16 protein-coding genes are annotated in these 18,155 nt (G+C 41.5%); 12 read left to right on the top strand and 4 right to left on the bottom strand.

Going from position 1 to position 18,155, the window contains the following annotated elements:
* Positions 1-416: 416 nt before the first annotated feature.
* On the bottom strand, positions 417-743 hold the full coding sequence (trxA, locus tag AAC155_RS13965; RefSeq protein WP_113042874.1) for a thioredoxin TrxA: 327 nt from the start codon (positions 741-743) through the stop codon (positions 417-419).
* Between the two features lie 118 nt (positions 744-861).
* On the opposite strand from trxA, the gene rhlB reads away from it, so the two are divergent.
* Positions 862-2,148 (top strand): ATP-dependent RNA helicase RhlB, encoded by a 1,287-nt coding sequence (gene rhlB / locus AAC155_RS13960; RefSeq protein WP_113042872.1) that lies wholly within the window; start codon positions 862-864, stop codon positions 2,146-2,148.
* 5 nt (positions 2,149-2,153) lie between these two features.
* Positions 2,154-3,656 carry a guanosine-5'-triphosphate,3'-diphosphate diphosphatase gene (gene gppA / locus AAC155_RS13955; RefSeq protein ID WP_113042944.1) on the top strand — a complete coding sequence of 501 codons (1,503 nt, stop codon included), beginning with the start codon at positions 2,154-2,156 and terminating at the stop codon, positions 3,654-3,656.
* A gap of 50 nt (positions 3,657-3,706) precedes the next feature.
* Here the strand turns inward: gppA and rep are convergent, their stop codons facing one another.
* On the bottom strand, positions 3,707-5,734 hold the full coding sequence (gene rep / locus AAC155_RS13950; protein ID WP_113042871.1) for a DNA helicase Rep: 2,028 nt from the start codon (positions 5,732-5,734) through the stop codon (positions 3,707-3,709).
* A 209-nt stretch (positions 5,735-5,943) separates the two neighbouring features.
* Complete coding sequence (gene ilvC, locus AAC155_RS13945) at positions 5,944-7,422, bottom strand: ketol-acid reductoisomerase (protein WP_113042869.1); 1,479 nt, start codon at positions 7,420-7,422, stop codon at positions 5,944-5,946.
* A 197-nt stretch (positions 7,423-7,619) separates the two neighbouring features.
* On the opposite strand from ilvC, the gene ilvY reads away from it, so the two are divergent.
* Together ilvY and AAC155_RS13935 are read left to right on the top strand one after the other, a co-directional pair.
* A complete protein-coding gene (gene ilvY, locus AAC155_RS13940; protein WP_113042868.1) occupies positions 7,620-8,501 on the top strand; it encodes an HTH-type transcriptional activator IlvY in 882 nt (293 codons plus the stop codon).
* Between the two features lie 579 nt (positions 8,502-9,080).
* On the top strand, positions 9,081-9,935 hold the full coding sequence (locus AAC155_RS13935) for an AraC family transcriptional regulator (protein WP_113042866.1): 855 nt from the start codon (positions 9,081-9,083) through the stop codon (positions 9,933-9,935).
* A gap of 380 nt (positions 9,936-10,315) precedes the next feature.
* Here AAC155_RS13935 and AAC155_RS13930 read toward each other — a convergent pair whose 3' ends face one another.
* Positions 10,316-11,419 (bottom strand): flavin-containing monooxygenase, encoded by a 1,104-nt coding sequence (locus tag AAC155_RS13930; protein WP_262987502.1) that lies wholly within the window; start codon positions 11,417-11,419, stop codon positions 10,316-10,318.
* Positions 11,420-11,794: 375 nt separating this feature from the next.
* Here AAC155_RS13930 and AAC155_RS13925 point away from each other — a divergent pair, with 375 nt between their 5' ends.
* The 8 genes from AAC155_RS13925 (at position 11,795) to fabG (ending at position 18,042) form a co-directional block, all read left to right on the top strand.
* Positions 11,795-12,973, top strand: a complete 1,179-nt coding sequence (locus AAC155_RS13925) for a LuxE/PaaK family acyltransferase (protein ID WP_112894366.1) — start codon at positions 11,795-11,797, stop codon at positions 12,971-12,973.
* A 16-nt stretch (positions 12,974-12,989) separates the two neighbouring features.
* Positions 12,990-13,346, top strand: a complete 357-nt coding sequence (locus tag AAC155_RS13920) for an iron-sulfur cluster assembly scaffold protein (protein WP_113042863.1) — start codon at positions 12,990-12,992, stop codon at positions 13,344-13,346.
* Positions 13,343-14,533, top strand: a complete 1,191-nt coding sequence (locus AAC155_RS13915; RefSeq protein ID WP_113042862.1) for a cysteine desulfurase family protein — start codon at positions 13,343-13,345, stop codon at positions 14,531-14,533. Before AAC155_RS13920 ends, AAC155_RS13915 begins: the two co-directional genes overlap by 4 nt.
* 26 nt (positions 14,534-14,559) lie before the next feature.
* On the top strand, positions 14,560-14,754 hold the full coding sequence (locus AAC155_RS13910; RefSeq protein ID WP_146748100.1) for a hypothetical protein: 195 nt from the start codon (positions 14,560-14,562) through the stop codon (positions 14,752-14,754).
* 19 nt (positions 14,755-14,773) lie between these two features.
* Positions 14,774-15,010 (top strand): acyl carrier protein, encoded by a 237-nt coding sequence (locus tag AAC155_RS13905; RefSeq protein ID WP_112877319.1) that lies wholly within the window; start codon positions 14,774-14,776, stop codon positions 15,008-15,010.
* A 154-nt stretch (positions 15,011-15,164) separates the two neighbouring features.
* Positions 15,165-16,430, top strand: a complete 1,266-nt coding sequence (locus AAC155_RS13900; protein ID WP_113042860.1) for a beta-ketoacyl-[acyl-carrier-protein] synthase family protein — start codon at positions 15,165-15,167, stop codon at positions 16,428-16,430.
* Positions 16,427-17,242: a MaoC/PaaZ C-terminal domain-containing protein gene (locus tag AAC155_RS13895; RefSeq protein WP_113042859.1), complete on the top strand. Its 816-nt coding sequence runs from the start codon at positions 16,427-16,429 to the stop codon at positions 17,240-17,242. The genes AAC155_RS13900 and AAC155_RS13895 overlap by 4 nt, the downstream gene beginning before the upstream one ends.
* Before the next feature lie 56 nt (positions 17,243-17,298).
* Positions 17,299-18,042, top strand: coding sequence for a 3-oxoacyl-ACP reductase FabG (gene fabG, locus AAC155_RS13890; RefSeq protein WP_113042857.1), 744 nt, complete (start codon positions 17,299-17,301; stop codon positions 18,040-18,042).
* The last annotated feature ends 113 nt before the right edge of the window (positions 18,043-18,155 follow it).

Raw genomic sequence — 18,155 nt, 5'->3', positions numbered from 1 at the left:
GTCATCGATCGGTGCCTGTTTATTTTGTACAAAAACAAATCAGACCTTTAATACATTATGCATATAAAAAGGTAATAATTTGAAGTACTAAGATTGAGCTCAAATAAGACTGACAGGCTGTCAAAAACGCTGTTGAGATAATGCTGAAACATTACTGATTTCGATAAAAACTATCTCAACGTAACGAGCTATACGCCAGATTATTCCCGTATAACCCATTGGATATTTTAGACTATCCAGAGATAACAGACTTATCAGACACTACAGATTATTCAGTATGCAACATACTTCTAACATGATGTATGTGATACAAGCAGTGGCGCTAACTTATCACGCTTCTTTACGGACGTCTAGCGGTCAATGAAATAAATAATAATATACGCTAAACGCCCAGCATTAATGTGAGCTCACTTCAATCAGAGATTAGCATCCAAAAATTCTTTCAATTGAGTTTTTGACAGTGCTCCCACTTTTGTAGCAGCAACCTGACCATCTTTAAACAGCAACAGTGTAGGAATACCACGGATACCATACTTAGGAGCAGTTGCCGGGTTGTCATCAATGTTCAATTTAGCAATAGTCAGTTTGCCTGAATATTCTGGGGCAATTTCATCTAAAATAGGTGCAATCATTTTACATGGTCCACACCAGGCAGCCCAAAAATCGACAAGAACTGCACCTTCTGCGTTAAGAACGTCAGTATCAAAGCTAGCGTCACTCAAATGAATAATTTTGTCGCTCATTTTTTACTCCAAAGAATAATTTTTTACCATGCTAGTGTAACATTACTGATATAAGGTTGCCTTTATTTCAACGGATACACTTTCGTAAGACAATGGTTAACTGATATTCTACCACACTATGAGTAAAACACACTTGACAGAAAAGAAGTTTTCCGACTTCGCCTTGCACCCCAAGGTTATAGAAGCTCTTGATAATAAGGGCTTTTCTAATTGTACACCGATACAAGCACTGACATTGCCTTTCACTGTCGAAGGTCGTGATGTCGCGGGGCAAGCGCAAACCGGTACGGGGAAGACGCTAGCATTTTTAGCGTCTGCTTTTCATTATTTACTGACTCATCCCGCAGCGGAGGAGCGTCAAACCAATCAGCCAAGAGCGCTGATTATGGCTCCTACCCGCGAGCTCGCTGTACAGATTTACTCTGATGCAGAAGATCTAGCACAGGCAACAGGTCTAAAGATGGGTCTTGCCTACGGCGGTGATGGTTACGACAAACAGCTGAAAATACTAGGAACCGGTGTTGACATCCTTATCGGCACTACCGGACGTCTAATCGACTATACCAAACAGGGGCACATTAATCTGAATGCGGTCCAAGTTGTGGTGCTTGATGAAGCTGATCGCATGTATGATCTCGGTTTTATCAAAGATATCCGCTGGCTATTCCGTCGGATGCCATCAGCAAACGAACGTATGAACCTACTGTTTTCTGCCACACTCTCTTACCGAGTCCGAGAACTGGCATTTGAGCAAATGAATCATGCAGAGTATGTCGAGGTAGAACCGTTACAGAAAACGGGACACCGTATCCGCGAAGAGCTGTTTTATCCTTCTAATGAAGAAAAGATGCGCCTGCTTCAAACGTTATTGGAAGAAGAGTGGCCTGATCGATGCATTATTTTCGCCAATACAAAACATCGTTGTGAAGATATCTGGGCGCATCTGGCTGCTGACGGACATCGAGTTGGGTTACTAACCGGTGATGTAGCACAAAAAAAACGGTTACGCATTCTGGAAGAATTCAGCAACGGCAATATTGATATTCTAGTTGCAACTGATGTCGCAGCCCGTGGATTGCACATTCCTTTAGTCACTCATGTTTTTAATTATGACTTACCAGACGACTGCGAGGATTATGTTCACCGCATTGGCCGTACTGGTCGTGCAGGTGAAAGTGGTCATTCGATCAGCCTAGCCTGTGAAGAATATGCACTAAACCTGCCAGCGATTGAAGATTATATTCAACACACTATCCCGGTCAGCAAATATGACAGTCAAGCCTTGCTGAAAGATTTACCGGTACCTAAACGCCGACACCGTCCGCGTTCAGGAAACCATCAGCGTCGTAACAATTTGTCGCATCGTAATAATACACCACGTAATAACCGTAAACGTTCAGGCTGAAAATGATGCTGAGTTCTTCTTCGCTCTATGCGGCTATCGACCTAGGTTCAAACAGTTTTCACATGCTGGTTGTGCGTGAAGTATCCGGCAGTATGCAGATACTGGCACGAATCAAACGTAAAGTCAGGCTGGCCGCCGGATTAGATAAAAATAACCGCTTATCTCAACAGGCAATGGAGAGAGGCTGGCAATGTCTCAGGATTTTTTCTGAATGCTTACAGGATATACCTCCATCACAAATCCGCGTTGTTGCTACGGCAACTTTACGCATCGCTGAAAATTCAGACGCATTTGTGAAAAAAGCATCAGAAATCCTTGATTGTCCGGTTAAGGTAATCAGTGGCGAAGATGAAGCTCGGCTTATTTATCAAGGCGTTGCCCATACAACTGGCGGCCCTGAAAAACGTCTGGTTGTCGATATTGGTGGTGCAAGTACAGAACTGGTTACAGGGAATGGGGCAAAAGCCTCTCAGTTATCCAGCCTAAGTATGGGTTGTGTTACCTGGCTTGAAGGCTACTTTAATGACCGTAGCCTGACGGAAGAAAATTTCGCCAGAGCCGAAGCTGCCGCACATGAAACGTTGAAACTCATTGCCCCAAAACTGATCGAACAAGGCTGGCAGATTTGTGTAGGCGCTTCCGGTACCGTTCAGGCTCTGCAAGAAATCATGATTGCTCAGGGTATGGATGAACTGATCACTTTGCCGAAACTTCAAGAGCTCAAACATAAAGCAATTGAATGCGGTAAGCTGGAAGAGCTGGAAATAGAAGGATTGACGCTGGAACGGGCTTTAGTTTTCCCAAGTGGCCTTGCTATCCTGATAGCGATTTTCCAGGCATTAAATATTGAAAGTATGATCCTTGCGGGCGGCGCCTTACGGGAAGGTCTTGTTTACGGCATGCTGGATTTACCAATAGAACCCGATATTCGTACCAGAACACTACGTAATATACAGCGACGTTTTCAGCTAGACGTTGAACAGTCTCAACGGGTCAAGCAATTGGCTGAACACTTCCTACAACAGGTTGCTAAACCTTGGGAGCTTGATAGCCGATGTCATGAATTATTACAAAGTGCCTGTTTGATACATGAAATTGGCCTAAGTATTGATTTCCACCAAGCTCCATCACATGCAGCCTATCTGATCAATTATCTCGCTCTCCCCGGCTATACGCCTGCACAGAAAAAACTCTTAGCCACATTGCTAAAGAACCAGAGTGGCTCTATTGATTTGTTTTCCTTTAATCAACAAAACGCCTTACCTATGATACAAGCTCAACGTTTATGTCGTCTGTTGCGGTTAGCTATCATCTTCGCCAACCGTCGTCGAAATGACACGCTCCCTGCTCTACGTTTAAATGTGAGTGATGAAGCGTTAACAATAACATTACCTCATGGCTGGCTAATGCAACACCCTCTGAGAGCAGAGTCTTTACAGCAGGAAATTCAGTGGCAAAACCATGCTCAATGGTCACTTGTTTTAGGCGAGCAGAATGCTCAAACCTGAATAAAATCACTTTCCCTGTATCTCTGTGATACAGGGAATCTCCAGCATATTTATGACTTATTTTTTTGTCCAAGCCCTAAACGCGATTTGATATCCGCAATACGCGATTGCCCTTTTTGCATTCTTTCTTCGGCAGTCACTATTTTTTTATCTTGTGGCCAATGTAAGTCATCCTGTGGCAACTCATGCAAAAAACGGCTTGGTTCTGGACGGATTAACTCGCCATATTGACGACGTTCTTTACATAAAGTAAAGAATAACTCCCGTTGAGCTCGGGTGATCCCTACATAAGCCAATCGTCGCTCTTCATCAATATTTTCTTCATCAATACTGCTCTGATGAGGCAACAGCCCTTCTTCCATGCCAACCAGAAATACATAGGGAAACTCTAACCCTTTGGAAGCATGTAAAGTCATCAATTGCACCTGATCAAACTCCTCACCATCTTCGTCTCGCTCCAGCATATCCCGTAATGTGAAACGCGCGACCACCTGAGATAAAGTCATTGCTTCGTTCAGTTCATCACCTTCCAGCATTTCACTCATCCAAGTGAATAACTGATTAATATTTTTCATCCGCATTTCAGCCGCTTTCGGACTCGGTGATGTTTCGTACAGCCAACTTTCATAATCCATACCATGAAGTAGATCACGCACCGCTAGCAAAGGATCTCGTTCAACCTGACGAGTTATCTCATCCATCCAGTGAATAAAACGCTGTAATGCCGCCAAACCGCGGCCAGTTAGACTTTGTTCCAAACCGAGATCGAAACTAGCCTGATAGAGACTTTTATTGCGCTGATTCGCCCACTCACCCAGTTTTTGAATGGTAGCAGCACCAATTTCACGTCTTGGCGTATTGACAATTCTTAGGAATGCGCTGTCATCTTCGGGATTAGTCAGCACCCGCAGATAAGCTAGCAAATCCTTAATTTCAGGGCGGGCAAAGAAAGAAGTACCACCAGAAATCCGGTAAGGAATGCGGTTTTGCATCAGCATCTTTTCAAACACGCGGGATTGATGATTTCCTCGGTAGAGAATAGCGTAATCTTTATATTGGGTCTTATTGATAAAGTGATGTGCCATCAGCTCCCCAATAACCCTTTCCGCCTCATGCTCTTCATTATTAGCTGTAATCACTTTCAATGGATCACCATACCCCAGTTCAGAAAAAAGCCGTTTTTCAAACACGTGAGGGTTATTGGCGATCAAAATATTAGCTGCTTTCAGAATACAGCCAGAGGAACGATAGTTTTGTTCTAATTTGATCACATTAAGCTTAGGGAAATCCTCTTTCAGTAACACCAAATTTTGTGGTCTTGCACCGCGCCATGAATAGATCGACTGGTCATCATCACCCACCACCGTAAAACGAGCCCTTTGCCCCACCAACAATTTAACCAGTTGATATTGACTGGTATTAGTGTCCTGATATTCATCTACCAACAGATAACGAATACGGTTTTGCCAACGCTCCCTGACTTCTTCATCACGCTGCATTAGCAAAGTCGGTTTGGTAATCAAATCGTCAAAATCCAATACATTACAGCTCGCCAGATGTAAATCATAACGGCGATAACATTCAGCAAACTGGTGCTCCTGAGCAGAACGGACCAATGCCAAAACTTGCTGTGGAGAAAGCAGATCATTTTTCCAATTTGAAATGGTGGAGATCAGTTTTTGTAATAGATCTTTATCTTCCTCCAGTAAATCGGCTGTTAAATCTTTCAACAGAGCCATCTGGTCCTGATCATCAAATAACGAGAAATTGCTTTTCATTCCTAACGCTTTGTATTCGCGCTTAATGATTTCCAACCCCAAAGTGTGGAAAGTCGAAATCATCAACCCCTTAGCCTCTTTGCGCCCCAGAGTTTGTGCTACACGCTCTTTCATTTCCCGTGCGGCTTTATTAGTAAACGTCACAGCAGCAATATGACGAGGCTGATAGCCACAAGTACGGATAAGATGAGCAATCTTATTGGTGATCACTCTCGTTTTGCCGGAACCCGCCCCCGCCAAGACCAGACAAGGACCGGTAACAAATTCAACAGCTTGTTGTTGGCTAGGATTTAATCGCATGATGTTTAATAAGTTATATCAAAGCAGTACTTCAAGAGATGGAATTGTAGCAGAAAGGGGAGAAAGGAAACGCCGTTTTCTTTATGAAGGAAAAACACTCTATTAGTTGGTAAATCGCGACTTATCCCCCAAAACTTTAGCAAACGGTCTCAGAACCATATTCATTGGATTCAAAGAGGGAGGATTTCTCCCCCTTATCCTTATCAATATCAACCGCCAACAGCAATACGTTTCATATCTGTCATGTAACCACGTAATACGCGGCCAACAACTTCAATTGGGTGGTTACGAATAGCCTCATTTACATCGCGTAACTGAGCGTTATCGATACCGTTATCTACAACGGGTTTACCTAAATCACCCGCCTGTAGCGAACCCATAAACTTCTCTTTCAGCAGTGGAACCGCAACATGAGAGAACAAATAGTTACCATATTCTGCTGTATCAGAAATAACGATATTCATTTCGTACAGGCGTTTACGAGAGATAGTATTCGCAATCAGCGGTAATTCATGCAGAGATTCATAATAGGCCGATTCAGCGATAATACCGGTATCAACCATAATTTCGAATGCCAGTTCAACCCCGGCTTTCACCATAGCAACCAGTAAAACGCTGTGATCAAAATATTCCTGTTCACTGATTTTGCCATCATATCCAGGTGAATTCTCAAACGGAGTATTGCCGGTTTCTTCTCGCCAATCTAACAGTTTCTTATCATCATTGGCCCAATCAGCCATCATACCGGAGGAAAATGCACCAGAAATGATATCATCCATATGTTTCTGGAACAGCGGCGTCATTATTTCTTTCAACTGCTCAGACAAAGCATACGCTCGCAGTTTTGCCGGGTTAGACAGGCGATCCATCATCAGGGTAATGCCACCTTGTTTCAGTGCTTCTGTGATGGTCTCCCAGCCAAACTGGATCAGCTTTCCTGCATAACCCGGTTCAACGCCATCTGCCACCAGTTTGTCATAACACAACAGTGAGCCCGCCTGTAACATACCGCACAGAATAGTTTGCTCACCCATCAGGTCAGATTTCACTTCAGCCACGAAAGAAGATTCCAGAACACCGGCGCGATGCGCACCCGTTGCCGCGGCCCATGCCTTAGCGATTGCCATACCTTCACCTTTCGGATCGTTTTCCGGGTGAACTGCGATCAAAGTAGGCACACCAAAACCCCGTTTGTATTCTTCACGCACTTCCGTGCCAGGACACTTAGGTGCGACCATCACCACAGTGATATCTTTACGGATTTGTTCACCGACTTCAACAATATTTAAGCCGTGAGAATAACCCAGTGCAGCGCCTTCTTTCATCAATGGTTGAACTGCGCGAACAACAGAAGAGTGTTGCTTATCTGGCGTCAGGTTAATTACCAAATCAGCCTGAGGTATTAACTCTTCATAAGTGCCGACTTGAAAACCATTTTCCGTTGCTTTACGCCATGAAGCACGTTTTTCTTCAATGGCCTCTTTACGCAGGGCATAAGTGATATCCAGGCCGGAGTCACGCATATTCAGGCCCTGATTCAGTCCCTGCGCTCCGCAACCGACGATAACCACTTTTTTACCTTTTAAATATCCTGTCTCATCAACAAACTCTTCCCGCGCCATAAAACGACATTTACCTAACTGCGCCAACTGCTGACGCAAATTCAGCGTATTAAAATAATTAGCCATTAGTGACTCCGTTATCATGTTGTGCTCAGCGCTCAGCAATGAAATGCTGCGACTGTTTTTTAGATTTCCCCACCCTGTGGGGTGTTTATATATTTTCAATATATGACATGAAAGCCATTGCTTAAATTGATATATTAACAATACTACATTGCACTTTATGCAATACAGATTATTGGACAGGAAAAGGAGAATAGGCTATGGATATACGCGACCTCAAACTGTTTCTACATCTGGCTGAAAGCTGTCATTTTGGTCGTACAGCAAAAGCAATGCATGTCAGTCCATCCACATTATCTCGCCAGATTCAGCGTATTGAAGATATTTTGGGGCATCCATTATTTTTACGGGATAATCGCACTGTAAAATTGACCTTTGCCGGCGAGCAATTTAAACAATTCGCCCAACAGACACTGTTGCAATACCAGCAACTAAAACACTCATTGAATCAACAAAGCCCATCTCTAAGCGGCGAGTTACGTCTGTTTTGTTCGGTCACCGCGGCCTACAGTCACTTACCACAGATCCTAGACCGTTTTCGTGCGGAACATCCTATGGTTGAAATCAAACTCACCACAGGTGATGCCGCAGATGCGGTCAATAAGATACAGTCTAATGATGCCGATTTAGGCATCGCCGGTAAGCCGGAAAAACTACCAGATAATGTCAGCTTCACCAAAATCGGTGAAATCCCACTGGTACTGATTGCGCCTTCCCTCCCTTGCTCTGTACGAGCACTTGTAATACAAAAGTCCCCTGACTGGAATAGCATTCCCTTCATTTTGCCGGAACATGGCCCTTCACGTAAGCGCATTGAGTACTGGTTCCGCCACCATAAAATTACCAACCCATCGATTTACGCTACCGTGTCCGGTCATGAAGCCATTGTTTCTATGGTTGCATTGGGTTGTGGAGTGGCATTAATTCCCAATGTCGTTGTAGAAAATAGCCCTGAACCGGTACGCAATCGCATATCTTTACTGGACAACATCTCTCTAGTAGAACCATTCGAATTGGGTATATGTGTACAGAGAAAACGGCTTAATGAACCCTTGATTAAAGCGTTTTGGGGATTGTTATAACAAACTGCATTAACAGGTCTTTTTATTCATTACAATCCTGATACAACTTATTTTCGGTATTATGCCAACATACTTATAATTTATGTGGCCTAATTCACAAAGAACATAAAAATATAACCATATTGTTCTCATGATAATATGTTTAATATAAGTTATAACCAATCAAAATAATTATATAAAAATATTGGCTCCTCATTAAATTTTTGGTCATTAATTATGTCATTAAAGAAAATACTTTTAATTATATCAAGTAGATAGTAGCTATTTAACGTTAAAAAATTTAGATATTGTTAAGATTGACCAGCAAAAATTGAATATTCCACCAGCAAAAAACAGAGTGGAAAATAATTCTTTTCGCCATGTCATAACGATATTTTCCAATAGTGAAATTATTTTTTACAGATACCAAAGGAGGCGGCTTCATAATAATGATTTAATGGTATTGTGACGATATAGTAACTAATAATAATTATTTAACGAGTTAATATAATTTAATTAAAAAATCACATCAAGTATTCATAATAATTAAATAAAATAATTAATTCAAATACACACAACAATTTAATAAAGGACACCACCATGTTACACAAAATAGACAAATCACCGTATTTTATTAAATTCTATAAATTCCATCTACAAGATCTGGTTTTCTCTTATAATATGCAAACAGAATGGCATCATCATCCTTGTATCCAATTGAGTGTATCACCACATAATTCACTCATGAGGGTTGATACCGAAAATGAATCGAGACAAGTACATGGATTCATTATTTCTTCTAATATTAAACATAGATTACACTCGGAAGGGCAACTCTGCTTTAATCTACTGATAGACCTAGCCAATCCACTATGTCATTTATTACTACATCAAATGAGAGGCTCAGATATAGTATACTTAAATCAAGAATCATCCAGTTTAATAGCAAATTACTTTATTAATTGTTTACAGTCAGAAATCTCTCCAGATATTTTCATCTTAAATAACCTTTTAGGTAAAATAGAAGATTGCCATTGTTATCAGGACAAACGAATCATGAAAGCAGCCTCTCTTATTACTGAATTACCGGTTAAATGTATATCTTCTCGTGAAATATCAAACCAACTCTACTTATCCGAAAGCCGATTCTTACATCTATTTAGAGAAAAAATGGGAACTAATTTCCGTAGTTATCTATTATGGAAACGTCTGCATCATGCTATTGATGAGATACATTCATCAGATTCACTGACTTTATTAGCTTGTAATAGTGGATTTTCAGATGGCGCACACTTCAGTCGTACCTGCATGACGCTATATGGATTAAGGCCCTCTGAATTAAAACATGCCAGTAAGAACAGAATTCAACAAGTACAACAAAAATATTTCAATTTATCATCAACATTAAAAGGTCTAAATTTTACAAAGAAAAATATCTGTGTTATGAATAAATAATGTTTTTGATACATTACCTAAAATAAATAATTTCTATTTATAACCGTTATTATCAAAGCCAATATGTTAGAGATTCTGTATCATTTTATTCCTAATAGCACATTTACTATATTATGCACTCTTAATGCCTATCCCAATAGGCGTAATTGTTGCAGGCAGTTTGAACACGGACAGCGCGGAAAAACCGGAGCGTACACGTAGTACGTGAGGATTTTGAGCACTGCCCAGGTTCAAAATGACAAATAAAATAGCCCTATGGGATAGGCAGTTAGTAATGATACAGAATTCAGAACAACACCATAAAAACACTACCCAATAAACCCTCAATCCACGACAAATAAAATATACAGAGTAAAATATCACTATTCTGTATTAATCATTCATTTTAATGGTACATGCTCTTTCAGATAATTTTCTACCCATTTAGCGACCCGACAAGTGTCTTTATAAGCCCCTAACATCAATTCAGAACCACGGCTACTCAACCATTTCCGCCCAACGATAAATAACCCAGGATAAGGAGTTTTCCCACCTTCCGCATGACCATTTTTACAAACGAATCCATTAGCATCCACAGCACCGGGAAGCGTTAACCATGCCGTATCATCTTTATACCCCAAACACCAGATAACCGTATCCACCTCATATTGATTACCGGACGAATCACATAATTTGTTGTCTTTTATATCAACTAGCCTATTCGCTATTTTTATACCCCAAGCAGCTAGCCGATGGTTTTTCAGGTCACCACAAGGGATAGGATTACGCCGCCGCATAATTTTCCCTACTAAACTGTAATAATTGGCAAATAACAGACCGCTTTTACTTAACCACCAAAAGATATCTTTGCCCAATATTCTATTAGGTAAGAGAGGACGGGAGGAACCGCAAAATAATGTCACCTCCGCAGTTGCTGCCAAATCTTTAGCAATCTGACGACCACTCGCACCATCACCAACGACAGCAACTCGGCTACCCGTTTTAATTTGCTTAGGTTCCCGGTATTGATCTGCTGTAATTTGTTGTATATCTTTAGAAAACCGTTCAGCAAGCGCCGGAATATCAACTAATTGATTAGCCCCTGTTGCATTAACCAAACAAAGCGCATGAAATACTTTTCCATCTTTTGTTTTAACACGATAGCCATCTGTATCATGCTTCACCTCAACCACTTCGGTTTGAGTATGTATCGCAAGGTTATGATGTGAAGCATAGCGCTCAAGGTAATCAGCGACTTCATTTTTATCTGGATAACCTTCTTTAATTCCAGGAAACGGTAAGCCATGAAGTTGAGTCATACCGCGTGAAGTGAATAATAGCATATTATCTGGGCGCCTGCGCCACACATCACCAATACGTGCCTCCCGCTCTAATATGCAGACATTAATATTCTTAGCCGCAAGGATAGCAGCTAAACTTAACCCGGCTTGACCGGCACCCACAATTAAGCAATCCATTTTCATCATGCGTACTCGTTTTTTAATTTGGCATTTGTTTATATTTTATTTCTATCATTATCCCAATCTTAGGACAATGAAAAAATTTACAAAAGAACATTCAATAGATCAAAAAACAACGAACTTCACAAAAATATAAAAGACAATGAAAAAATTTACTTGAATTAACTGGTCATATTCGCACTAAAGTGAATATTTTGAATAAACCAGCTATTTTTAGCATAATTTTAACAATATTGACAAATCCATATAATGATCAAAGCAATAATATAGCCAATTTATTCAATAAAAATAAATTATTAATGACTATCCTTTTTTCCTACGTAACTTATGCTTTATCGCTATAACTTATAATAAGCAAAGATTAATTTATCTACTCTTTACCCTACCGGAGATGAAAAAATGGAAAATATCAAAAATATATATGACGGTATAAAATCTCGTGGCGGAAATCCGTTGAAGTGGTTAATAGCCGATGTCGACCTTCTCTATAAGCTGTCTAAAGAAGAGCAACAAGAATTAAAAACCTGTTTGCTTAAAGACGCTTTTAATTTCCATTATCATAATAACCCTTACTATAAAGATATTTGTGAAAAACAAGGTATTAAACCAGAAGATATCCAGAACTATAATGACTTAGTTCGCATCCCACTAATACCCGTTGCAACTTATAAATCAGCCGAAAGTCACCGCTTATTAAGCAAGCCATTATCTGAAATCGAACATGAAATGCGCTCAACGGGTACCAGTGGAATTCCTAGCGTTTATCGTCGTTGCCACGATACGATGGATCATACAGTATTGGCTGTCTATTCCAATTATCGCAGTATGTTCAAAGTATCTGGCGGTGCCGGCCTATGCTTATGCCCGTCAACAGAAGATATTCCAGAAATGGCACTGGTCAAAATCTTTAATTTCCTGACAGGTCTGTTAGATACCCGACGCTATATGATTAATCAGGACCGCTTTTCTCCAGAAGATGCACTGAATCAATTAATCCAGTGGAAAGGTAAGTTCACTCGTCATTTAATTGGCCCTCCATTCATGATCCATCGTTTTATCACGTTCCTAAAAGAGAATAATACCAAGCTCACTTTAGATCGCGATAGCATGGTAATCACCATGGGCGGCTGGAAACGTTTTACCGGGGATATGATCTCCCGCGGCGAATTAAATGCAGATATCGAAGAATGGATGGGCATTCCAGTTTCCCGGATACGTGATATGTATGGTCTGGTTGAAGCAAACGTTCTTGCCATCGAAGATGAATATAACCATAAGCATGTTCCGCCTTATATTCATTTCTCCGTCCGTGATCCTAATGATTTAACACGTGAGCTACCTGAGGGTGAAACCGGGCAATTAGTGATCCTAGATCCACTCTCTGTTTCCACTCCCGGCATGTTACTGACAGAAGATTTGGTCTACTTGCGTACCGATCCTAATAAATCCTGGCGTAATTCTCAGCGAGTTCAGTTTGTTATGCGTACCGCTGCTGCTAAAGAGTTTGGTTGCTGTGCAGTCAACCTTGAGAGAAAAATGTCAGACGATGAAGGTACTTCAGCTACACCCGCTGTATAAATAGCAAGGTGGAATTATGTTTAACAACATCATTATTGACAACTTTTGCAATCCTGACTGCCAAGGGACGTTATCCGCCCCCACCATTAAACTGGCATTAGGTAACCCTGTATGCGGTGACAAGGTTGATATCGACCTGACACTGAATAACCAAGGCCGGGTAAATAATGCCTGTTTTCGTGCATGGGGATGTACCGCCTCCCTGGCAATGTCTAACCAATTTTGTCGTCATGCTAAAGGTAAGACTCTCGAAGAATTGAATGCATTATCGCCTGAGGGAATAGATGCATTATTAGGCGAGTTAGAACCCGCACAGCAACACTGCCTTGATATGCTGCATAAGCTATTTGAGCAGCTAAAGGGAAAAATATGACAAGTCTATATTTCGACTACAACGCCACAACACCGCTAAGTGTTAAAGCTCAGTTGGCGATTAAAGACGCAATGTCTATTTTTGCTAATCCGTCTAGCCACTACAGCTTAAGCGGCATGGCGAAAAAGTTGCTCACTGACGCTAGAAGATCGATGGCTGCATTGATGGGCACAGTCCCAGAGCAAATCCTATTTACATCAGGGGGAACCGAAAGTAATAACCAAGCCTTATCCAGCTTGTTAGCAACACTTTCCGGTTCGGATCTGTCTGCTCATCATGTTATTAGCTCTTCCATTGAGCATCCGTCTGTTCTGGCACCGTTACTCTGGTATCAGCAACGCGGGCTCCAGCTAACGCTGATCAATCCCGATAATCAAGGGCGGATCAGTGTACAAAGTATCCAGGAAAACCTACGGCCACAAACACGTCTGATCACATTGATGGCGATTAACAACGAAACCGGCGTGATCCAGCCCTATGAAGCGGTCGCTTCTTTAGCAAAAGAGGCCGGTGTTTATCTACATATCGATGCAGTACAGGCTATTGGTAAGCTTCCTTTTAGCTGTGACACACTTTCCGGCGTAACGACCGTATCTTTCTCCGGCCATAAGTTTAACGGCCCGAAAGGTATTGGCGGGCTCTACCATGCACCAAGTATTCAATTAAATCCCTTGCTACATGGTGGAGGGCAAGAACAAGGAGTACGCAGCGGCACTGAGAACACCTTAGGACTTGCTGGACTAGCGGCAGCAGCTAAAGAATCACTGAACGGCTTGCAAGGACGCTTCAATACTTACAAAACGCTCAGAACAACCTTGCTATCTCTGTTAGATCAATATCATGTTAACTACCTGATTAATGGTAATACCAATCCAGCGTTTCAGGCACCTTGGACTCTCAATTTAAGTTTCCCTGGTATTCGTGCTGAATCGCTAGCCAGCAGGCTAGATTTACGTTACGGCATCTCTTTATCCTTAGGATCAGCCTGTAGCAATAACAAATCAACACAACGTTCTCATGTTCTGGCTGCTATGAGGCTCCCCGATGATCGTATTGATAGTGCGGTACGCATCAGTTTCGGATATACCACAAGCCAAGATGATATTGAGATATTGGCTAGCGCTATCAAACAAGAAACATATAACTTACTTAAAATTTCAGGGAAATCTTTAATCACCCAGGAATAATAGCAAAACGATATTTAAAAAACGGGGTGGCAGGAATAACGCATTTATTAATTGGTACCTATACCCTATGGATTTCAAGATGCATCGCGACGGCAAGGGAGCGAATCCCCAGGAGCATAGATAACTATGTGACCGGGGTGAGTGAGTGCAGCCAACAAAGAGGCAACTTGAAAGATAACGGGTATATATTCCTGCACCTAAGCTCCGCCAGTACTGTTTAAATTTTTAGGGGACATTAATATGAAACTATTTGAATTACTTCAATCTCAAATTACTGAATTAACTGATATCGAACCAGAAGATATTACTCTTGACACCCTGCTTGATGATATTCATCTGGTGAGTCTGGATTTTGTTTCTATTCAGGTTGCTTTAAAAAGAGAAATGGGAATTCAACTGAATTTCGATAAGTTCCAGCGAGATAATACGACGACAATCGGTGATTTCGTCAATTATGTCAGTGAATTAACAAAATAATCATCACCAATGCACTTGGATGTTAGCTGTCTATGACGATATCACAATGCAGCTAACATTCATTTTTATGATGCTTTTATCTGCCAATCCTATTATTTGGTTGTATTAAAAATAAAGCATGTCACCAGGAAATAAATTTTGGAGATAATGTTTCATGAATATTCAAACAGGCTATCACCGCGTTGCCGTCACAGGCTATGGTTCTATCTGTTCGCTTGGGCAAAATACCCAAGAAATTTGGGATGCAATTCTAAGCTACCGTGTAGGCTACAAAAAGGAGGACCACCCAGACGCTTCTGTCGTAGCAAAGTTTTTCGGCAATATCCCTTTTTCTCCTGATGTCTCTCGGTTTTCCAAAAAGTTATTAAAGAACCTGCCCAAATTCAGCAAACTTGGGCTGATTGCTGCGGATGAAGCAATCAAGATGGCATTTGGTCACGATAAAGCCGCTCTTGACGAAAATTATTCTCCTTTTGAACGCGGCGTCATTTTTGGCACTGGTTGGGGTGGAGAAGATGCAACCGTTGAAAACAGCCATTCCTATGCTGATCAAGGCATTGCTTCACCTATGACCAATATTATGTCTATGCACAGCGTAGGGACAGCGGCAATTTCAATGAACTGGAATTTACGAGGATATCAAAATACCCCGGTTGCAGCTTGTGCAACTGGCAGTATGGCGATAGGTGATGCGTTTGAACTTATCCGCAGTGGACGCACTAAAATGATGCTAGCAGGGGGCGGTGAAAGCATCAGAGATCCATTCATTGTTTGGAGTATCGACATTCTTGGAGCATTGAGTAAAGAACAGGAATCTGTCGAAAATGCCTGCTGCCCATTCAGTAAAGATCGTAGTGGTTTTGTTATGTCGGAGGGTGCCGCAATATTATGCCTTGAAGACTATGACAGCGCTGTTGCCAGGGGAGCAAAAATACTGGCGGAAGTGATTGGCTATGGCAATAACTCTGATGCGTCAGATATGACAGCCCCGGCACCAGATTGCAAAGGACGGGTCATGGCGATTCAGATGGCGCTGGAACAGGCCAAGCTCTCCACCTCAGATATTCACTATATTAATGCTCATGGGACATCAACCCCATTAAACGACATTAACGAAACCGATGTTCTAAAAATAAGCCTGGGCGAGCACGCTTATCGTATCCCTATTTCCAGTACAAAATCCTATACAGGCCATCTTATTGCCGGAGCCGGAGCAATTGAATCCATTTTCTGTCTCAAAGCGATAGAGACAGCAACGATTCCCGCAACGATGCACTTGAATAATCCTGATCCGCTATGCGATCTGGATTATGTCCCCAATATCCACCGAACTCACCAAATTGTTGACACTGCTTTAAATGTTAACTACGGATTTGGTGGCACAAACTGTGCACTTATTTTCAGGAAAGCCGACAGATGAACGTTCAATTTCGTAAAGAAGATCTCAGTCAATGGGCTAAATTCTCTGGCGACTACAATCCTATCCATTTTGATGAGAAAATCGCTAGAGAAGTCGGGTTGGGTGGTATTGCAGTACACGGCATGCTGGCAATGATCCCGCTCAAAAGCGGATATGATTACCTGTCACAACCAAATGGGGAAATGGGCAGACAGTGGCACGTTAATTTACGCAATCCCGTACCTCTGGATGCCTGCTATTGCGTCAAAACTAAGCACACTGACCGAAATGGGAAAACGACCTTTAATCTGCAAGACGAAACAACCAACCTGAAACCTCTAGTTGGTCACTATAGTTGTTTCGATTTTTCACAAAAAACTAGCTTTCCCGAAAAACCACGTTGCCAAGTTCCCATACAAGAGACAATAAAAAAATCCATCGAATTTAAACATACCTTTCCGGAAATCAATGAATTCTGGATCTTTCTTGATGCTCTGATGTTTTATCTTTTTATGCAGCAAAGTGCCAAAACTGCACTAGCAACAGAATTTAAAACCTATTTTGGCAAACAAGAACATGATGAAACATGCCTCAAAGATCTCATTGTTTTGCATGTTATGCACACTGTGAGTTTCTCTCCAGCGCTGCTTAATCGCCAAATCCCAGATGAAATGCCAAATATCGAATATACGATCCTACCAAAAGATACATTCGACGTTGATGGTTCGTTATACGGTACGTTGGAAATCCCAATCTGGCTGAATGGCGAAATCTCTTTAGTTGTTGAGATGAGTCTGATGGGAACAACAAAAAGAAAGCAGATTGCCAACTAAGATTTGATGAATGCGGTATTGGCAAACGGATGGCAAAAATTTAGAGGAATAACTTAATGAGTATCAGCACCCCTTGGGTTTTTATTTCAGGAGGATCACGTGGTATCGGCAAAGGCATAGTAAAAATGCTGGCTGCTCAGAACTATCACGTGGTTTTTACCTATAAATCAAGCACAAATGAAGCTCAAACATTATGTCAGGAAATTGAACAGCAAGGTTATCGCTGTGAGGGCTATCAATGTGATGTCTCAAACGCCGAAGAAGTCAAAACATTGTCAACAGAGCTTGTCTCACGATATGGCTCTCCCTATGCCATCATCAATAACGCCGGAATTACACAAGATGCATTACTGATAAATATGAAAGAAGAAGAGTGGCACAATGTAATTTCTACCAATCTTTCTTCTGTTTATTTAGTCAATCACGCTTTTCTCCCTGAAATGATTACTGCGGGAGAAGGCTGCATTATCCACATGAGCTCAGTCACTGCGTTTAAAGCCAACTCAGGGCAAGTTAACTACGCTGCAACCAAAGCCGCTATGATCGGTATTACCCGCTCGTTAGCGGTTGAAGTTGGCCGATTTAATGTTCGAGTCAATACCGTTGCGCCAGGCTTGATTGATACTGAAATGTTGGATCATATCCCTGCATCACACAGGAAAAAACTATTATCTACCATTCCATTGGGCCGTTTAGGTTCAGTGGAAGATATTGCTCTGGCAATCAATTTCCTGCTCAGCCCCGGAGGACGCTACATCACCGGGCAAACATTCGTTATTGATGGAGGAATGACTGCCTGAGTCAGTTAAATAATTAACATCAATGGCTTCGTATCCCTATTCTGTGATTATTTGTACCCAGATAAATGTTCTGGGTACTGACACAAAATACTGTTAATCATTACCAGATAGAC

Source organism: Photorhabdus sp. HUG-39, from assembly GCF_963878365.1.
Classification (GTDB): Bacteria; Pseudomonadota; Gammaproteobacteria; order Enterobacterales; family Enterobacteriaceae; genus Photorhabdus; species Photorhabdus kayaii.
Note: the sequence above shows the minus strand (reverse complement) of the source record. Positions and strands in the feature narration are given on the sequence as shown.

What these genes read in the sequence shown, in the direction of transcription:
- ilvC (WP_113042869.1), bottom strand. Translation starts at nt 7,422, where the DNA reads ATGGCTAATTATTTTAATACGCTGAATTTGCGTCAGCAGTTGGCGCAG.
- ilvY (WP_113042868.1), top strand. Translation starts at nt 7,620, where the DNA reads ATGGATATACGCGACCTCAAACTGTTTCTACATCTGGCTGAAAGCTGT.
- gppA (WP_113042944.1), top strand. Translation starts at nt 2,154, where the DNA reads ATGCTGAGTTCTTCTTCGCTCTATGCGGCTATCGACCTAGGTTCAAAC.
- AAC155_RS13900 (WP_113042860.1), top strand. Translation starts at nt 15,165, where the DNA reads ATGAATATTCAAACAGGCTATCACCGCGTTGCCGTCACAGGCTATGGT.
- trxA (WP_113042874.1), bottom strand. Translation starts at nt 743, where the DNA reads ATGAGCGACAAAATTATTCATTTGAGTGACGCTAGCTTTGATACTGAC.
- AAC155_RS13935 (WP_113042866.1), top strand. Translation starts at nt 9,081, where the DNA reads ATGTTACACAAAATAGACAAATCACCGTATTTTATTAAATTCTATAAA.
- AAC155_RS13920 (WP_113042863.1), top strand. Translation starts at nt 12,990, where the DNA reads ATGTTTAACAACATCATTATTGACAACTTTTGCAATCCTGACTGCCAA.
- AAC155_RS13915 (WP_113042862.1), top strand. Translation starts at nt 13,343, where the DNA reads ATGACAAGTCTATATTTCGACTACAACGCCACAACACCGCTAAGTGTT.
- fabG (WP_113042857.1), top strand. Translation starts at nt 17,299, where the DNA reads ATGAGTATCAGCACCCCTTGGGTTTTTATTTCAGGAGGATCACGTGGT.
- AAC155_RS13895 (WP_113042859.1), top strand. Translation starts at nt 16,427, where the DNA reads ATGAACGTTCAATTTCGTAAAGAAGATCTCAGTCAATGGGCTAAATTC.
- rhlB (WP_113042872.1), top strand. Translation starts at nt 862, where the DNA reads ATGAGTAAAACACACTTGACAGAAAAGAAGTTTTCCGACTTCGCCTTG.
- AAC155_RS13905 (WP_112877319.1), top strand. Translation starts at nt 14,774, where the DNA reads ATGAAACTATTTGAATTACTTCAATCTCAAATTACTGAATTAACTGAT.
- AAC155_RS13925 (WP_112894366.1), top strand. Translation starts at nt 11,795, where the DNA reads ATGGAAAATATCAAAAATATATATGACGGTATAAAATCTCGTGGCGGA.
- rep (WP_113042871.1), bottom strand. Translation starts at nt 5,734, where the DNA reads ATGCGATTAAATCCTAGCCAACAACAAGCTGTTGAATTTGTTACCGGT.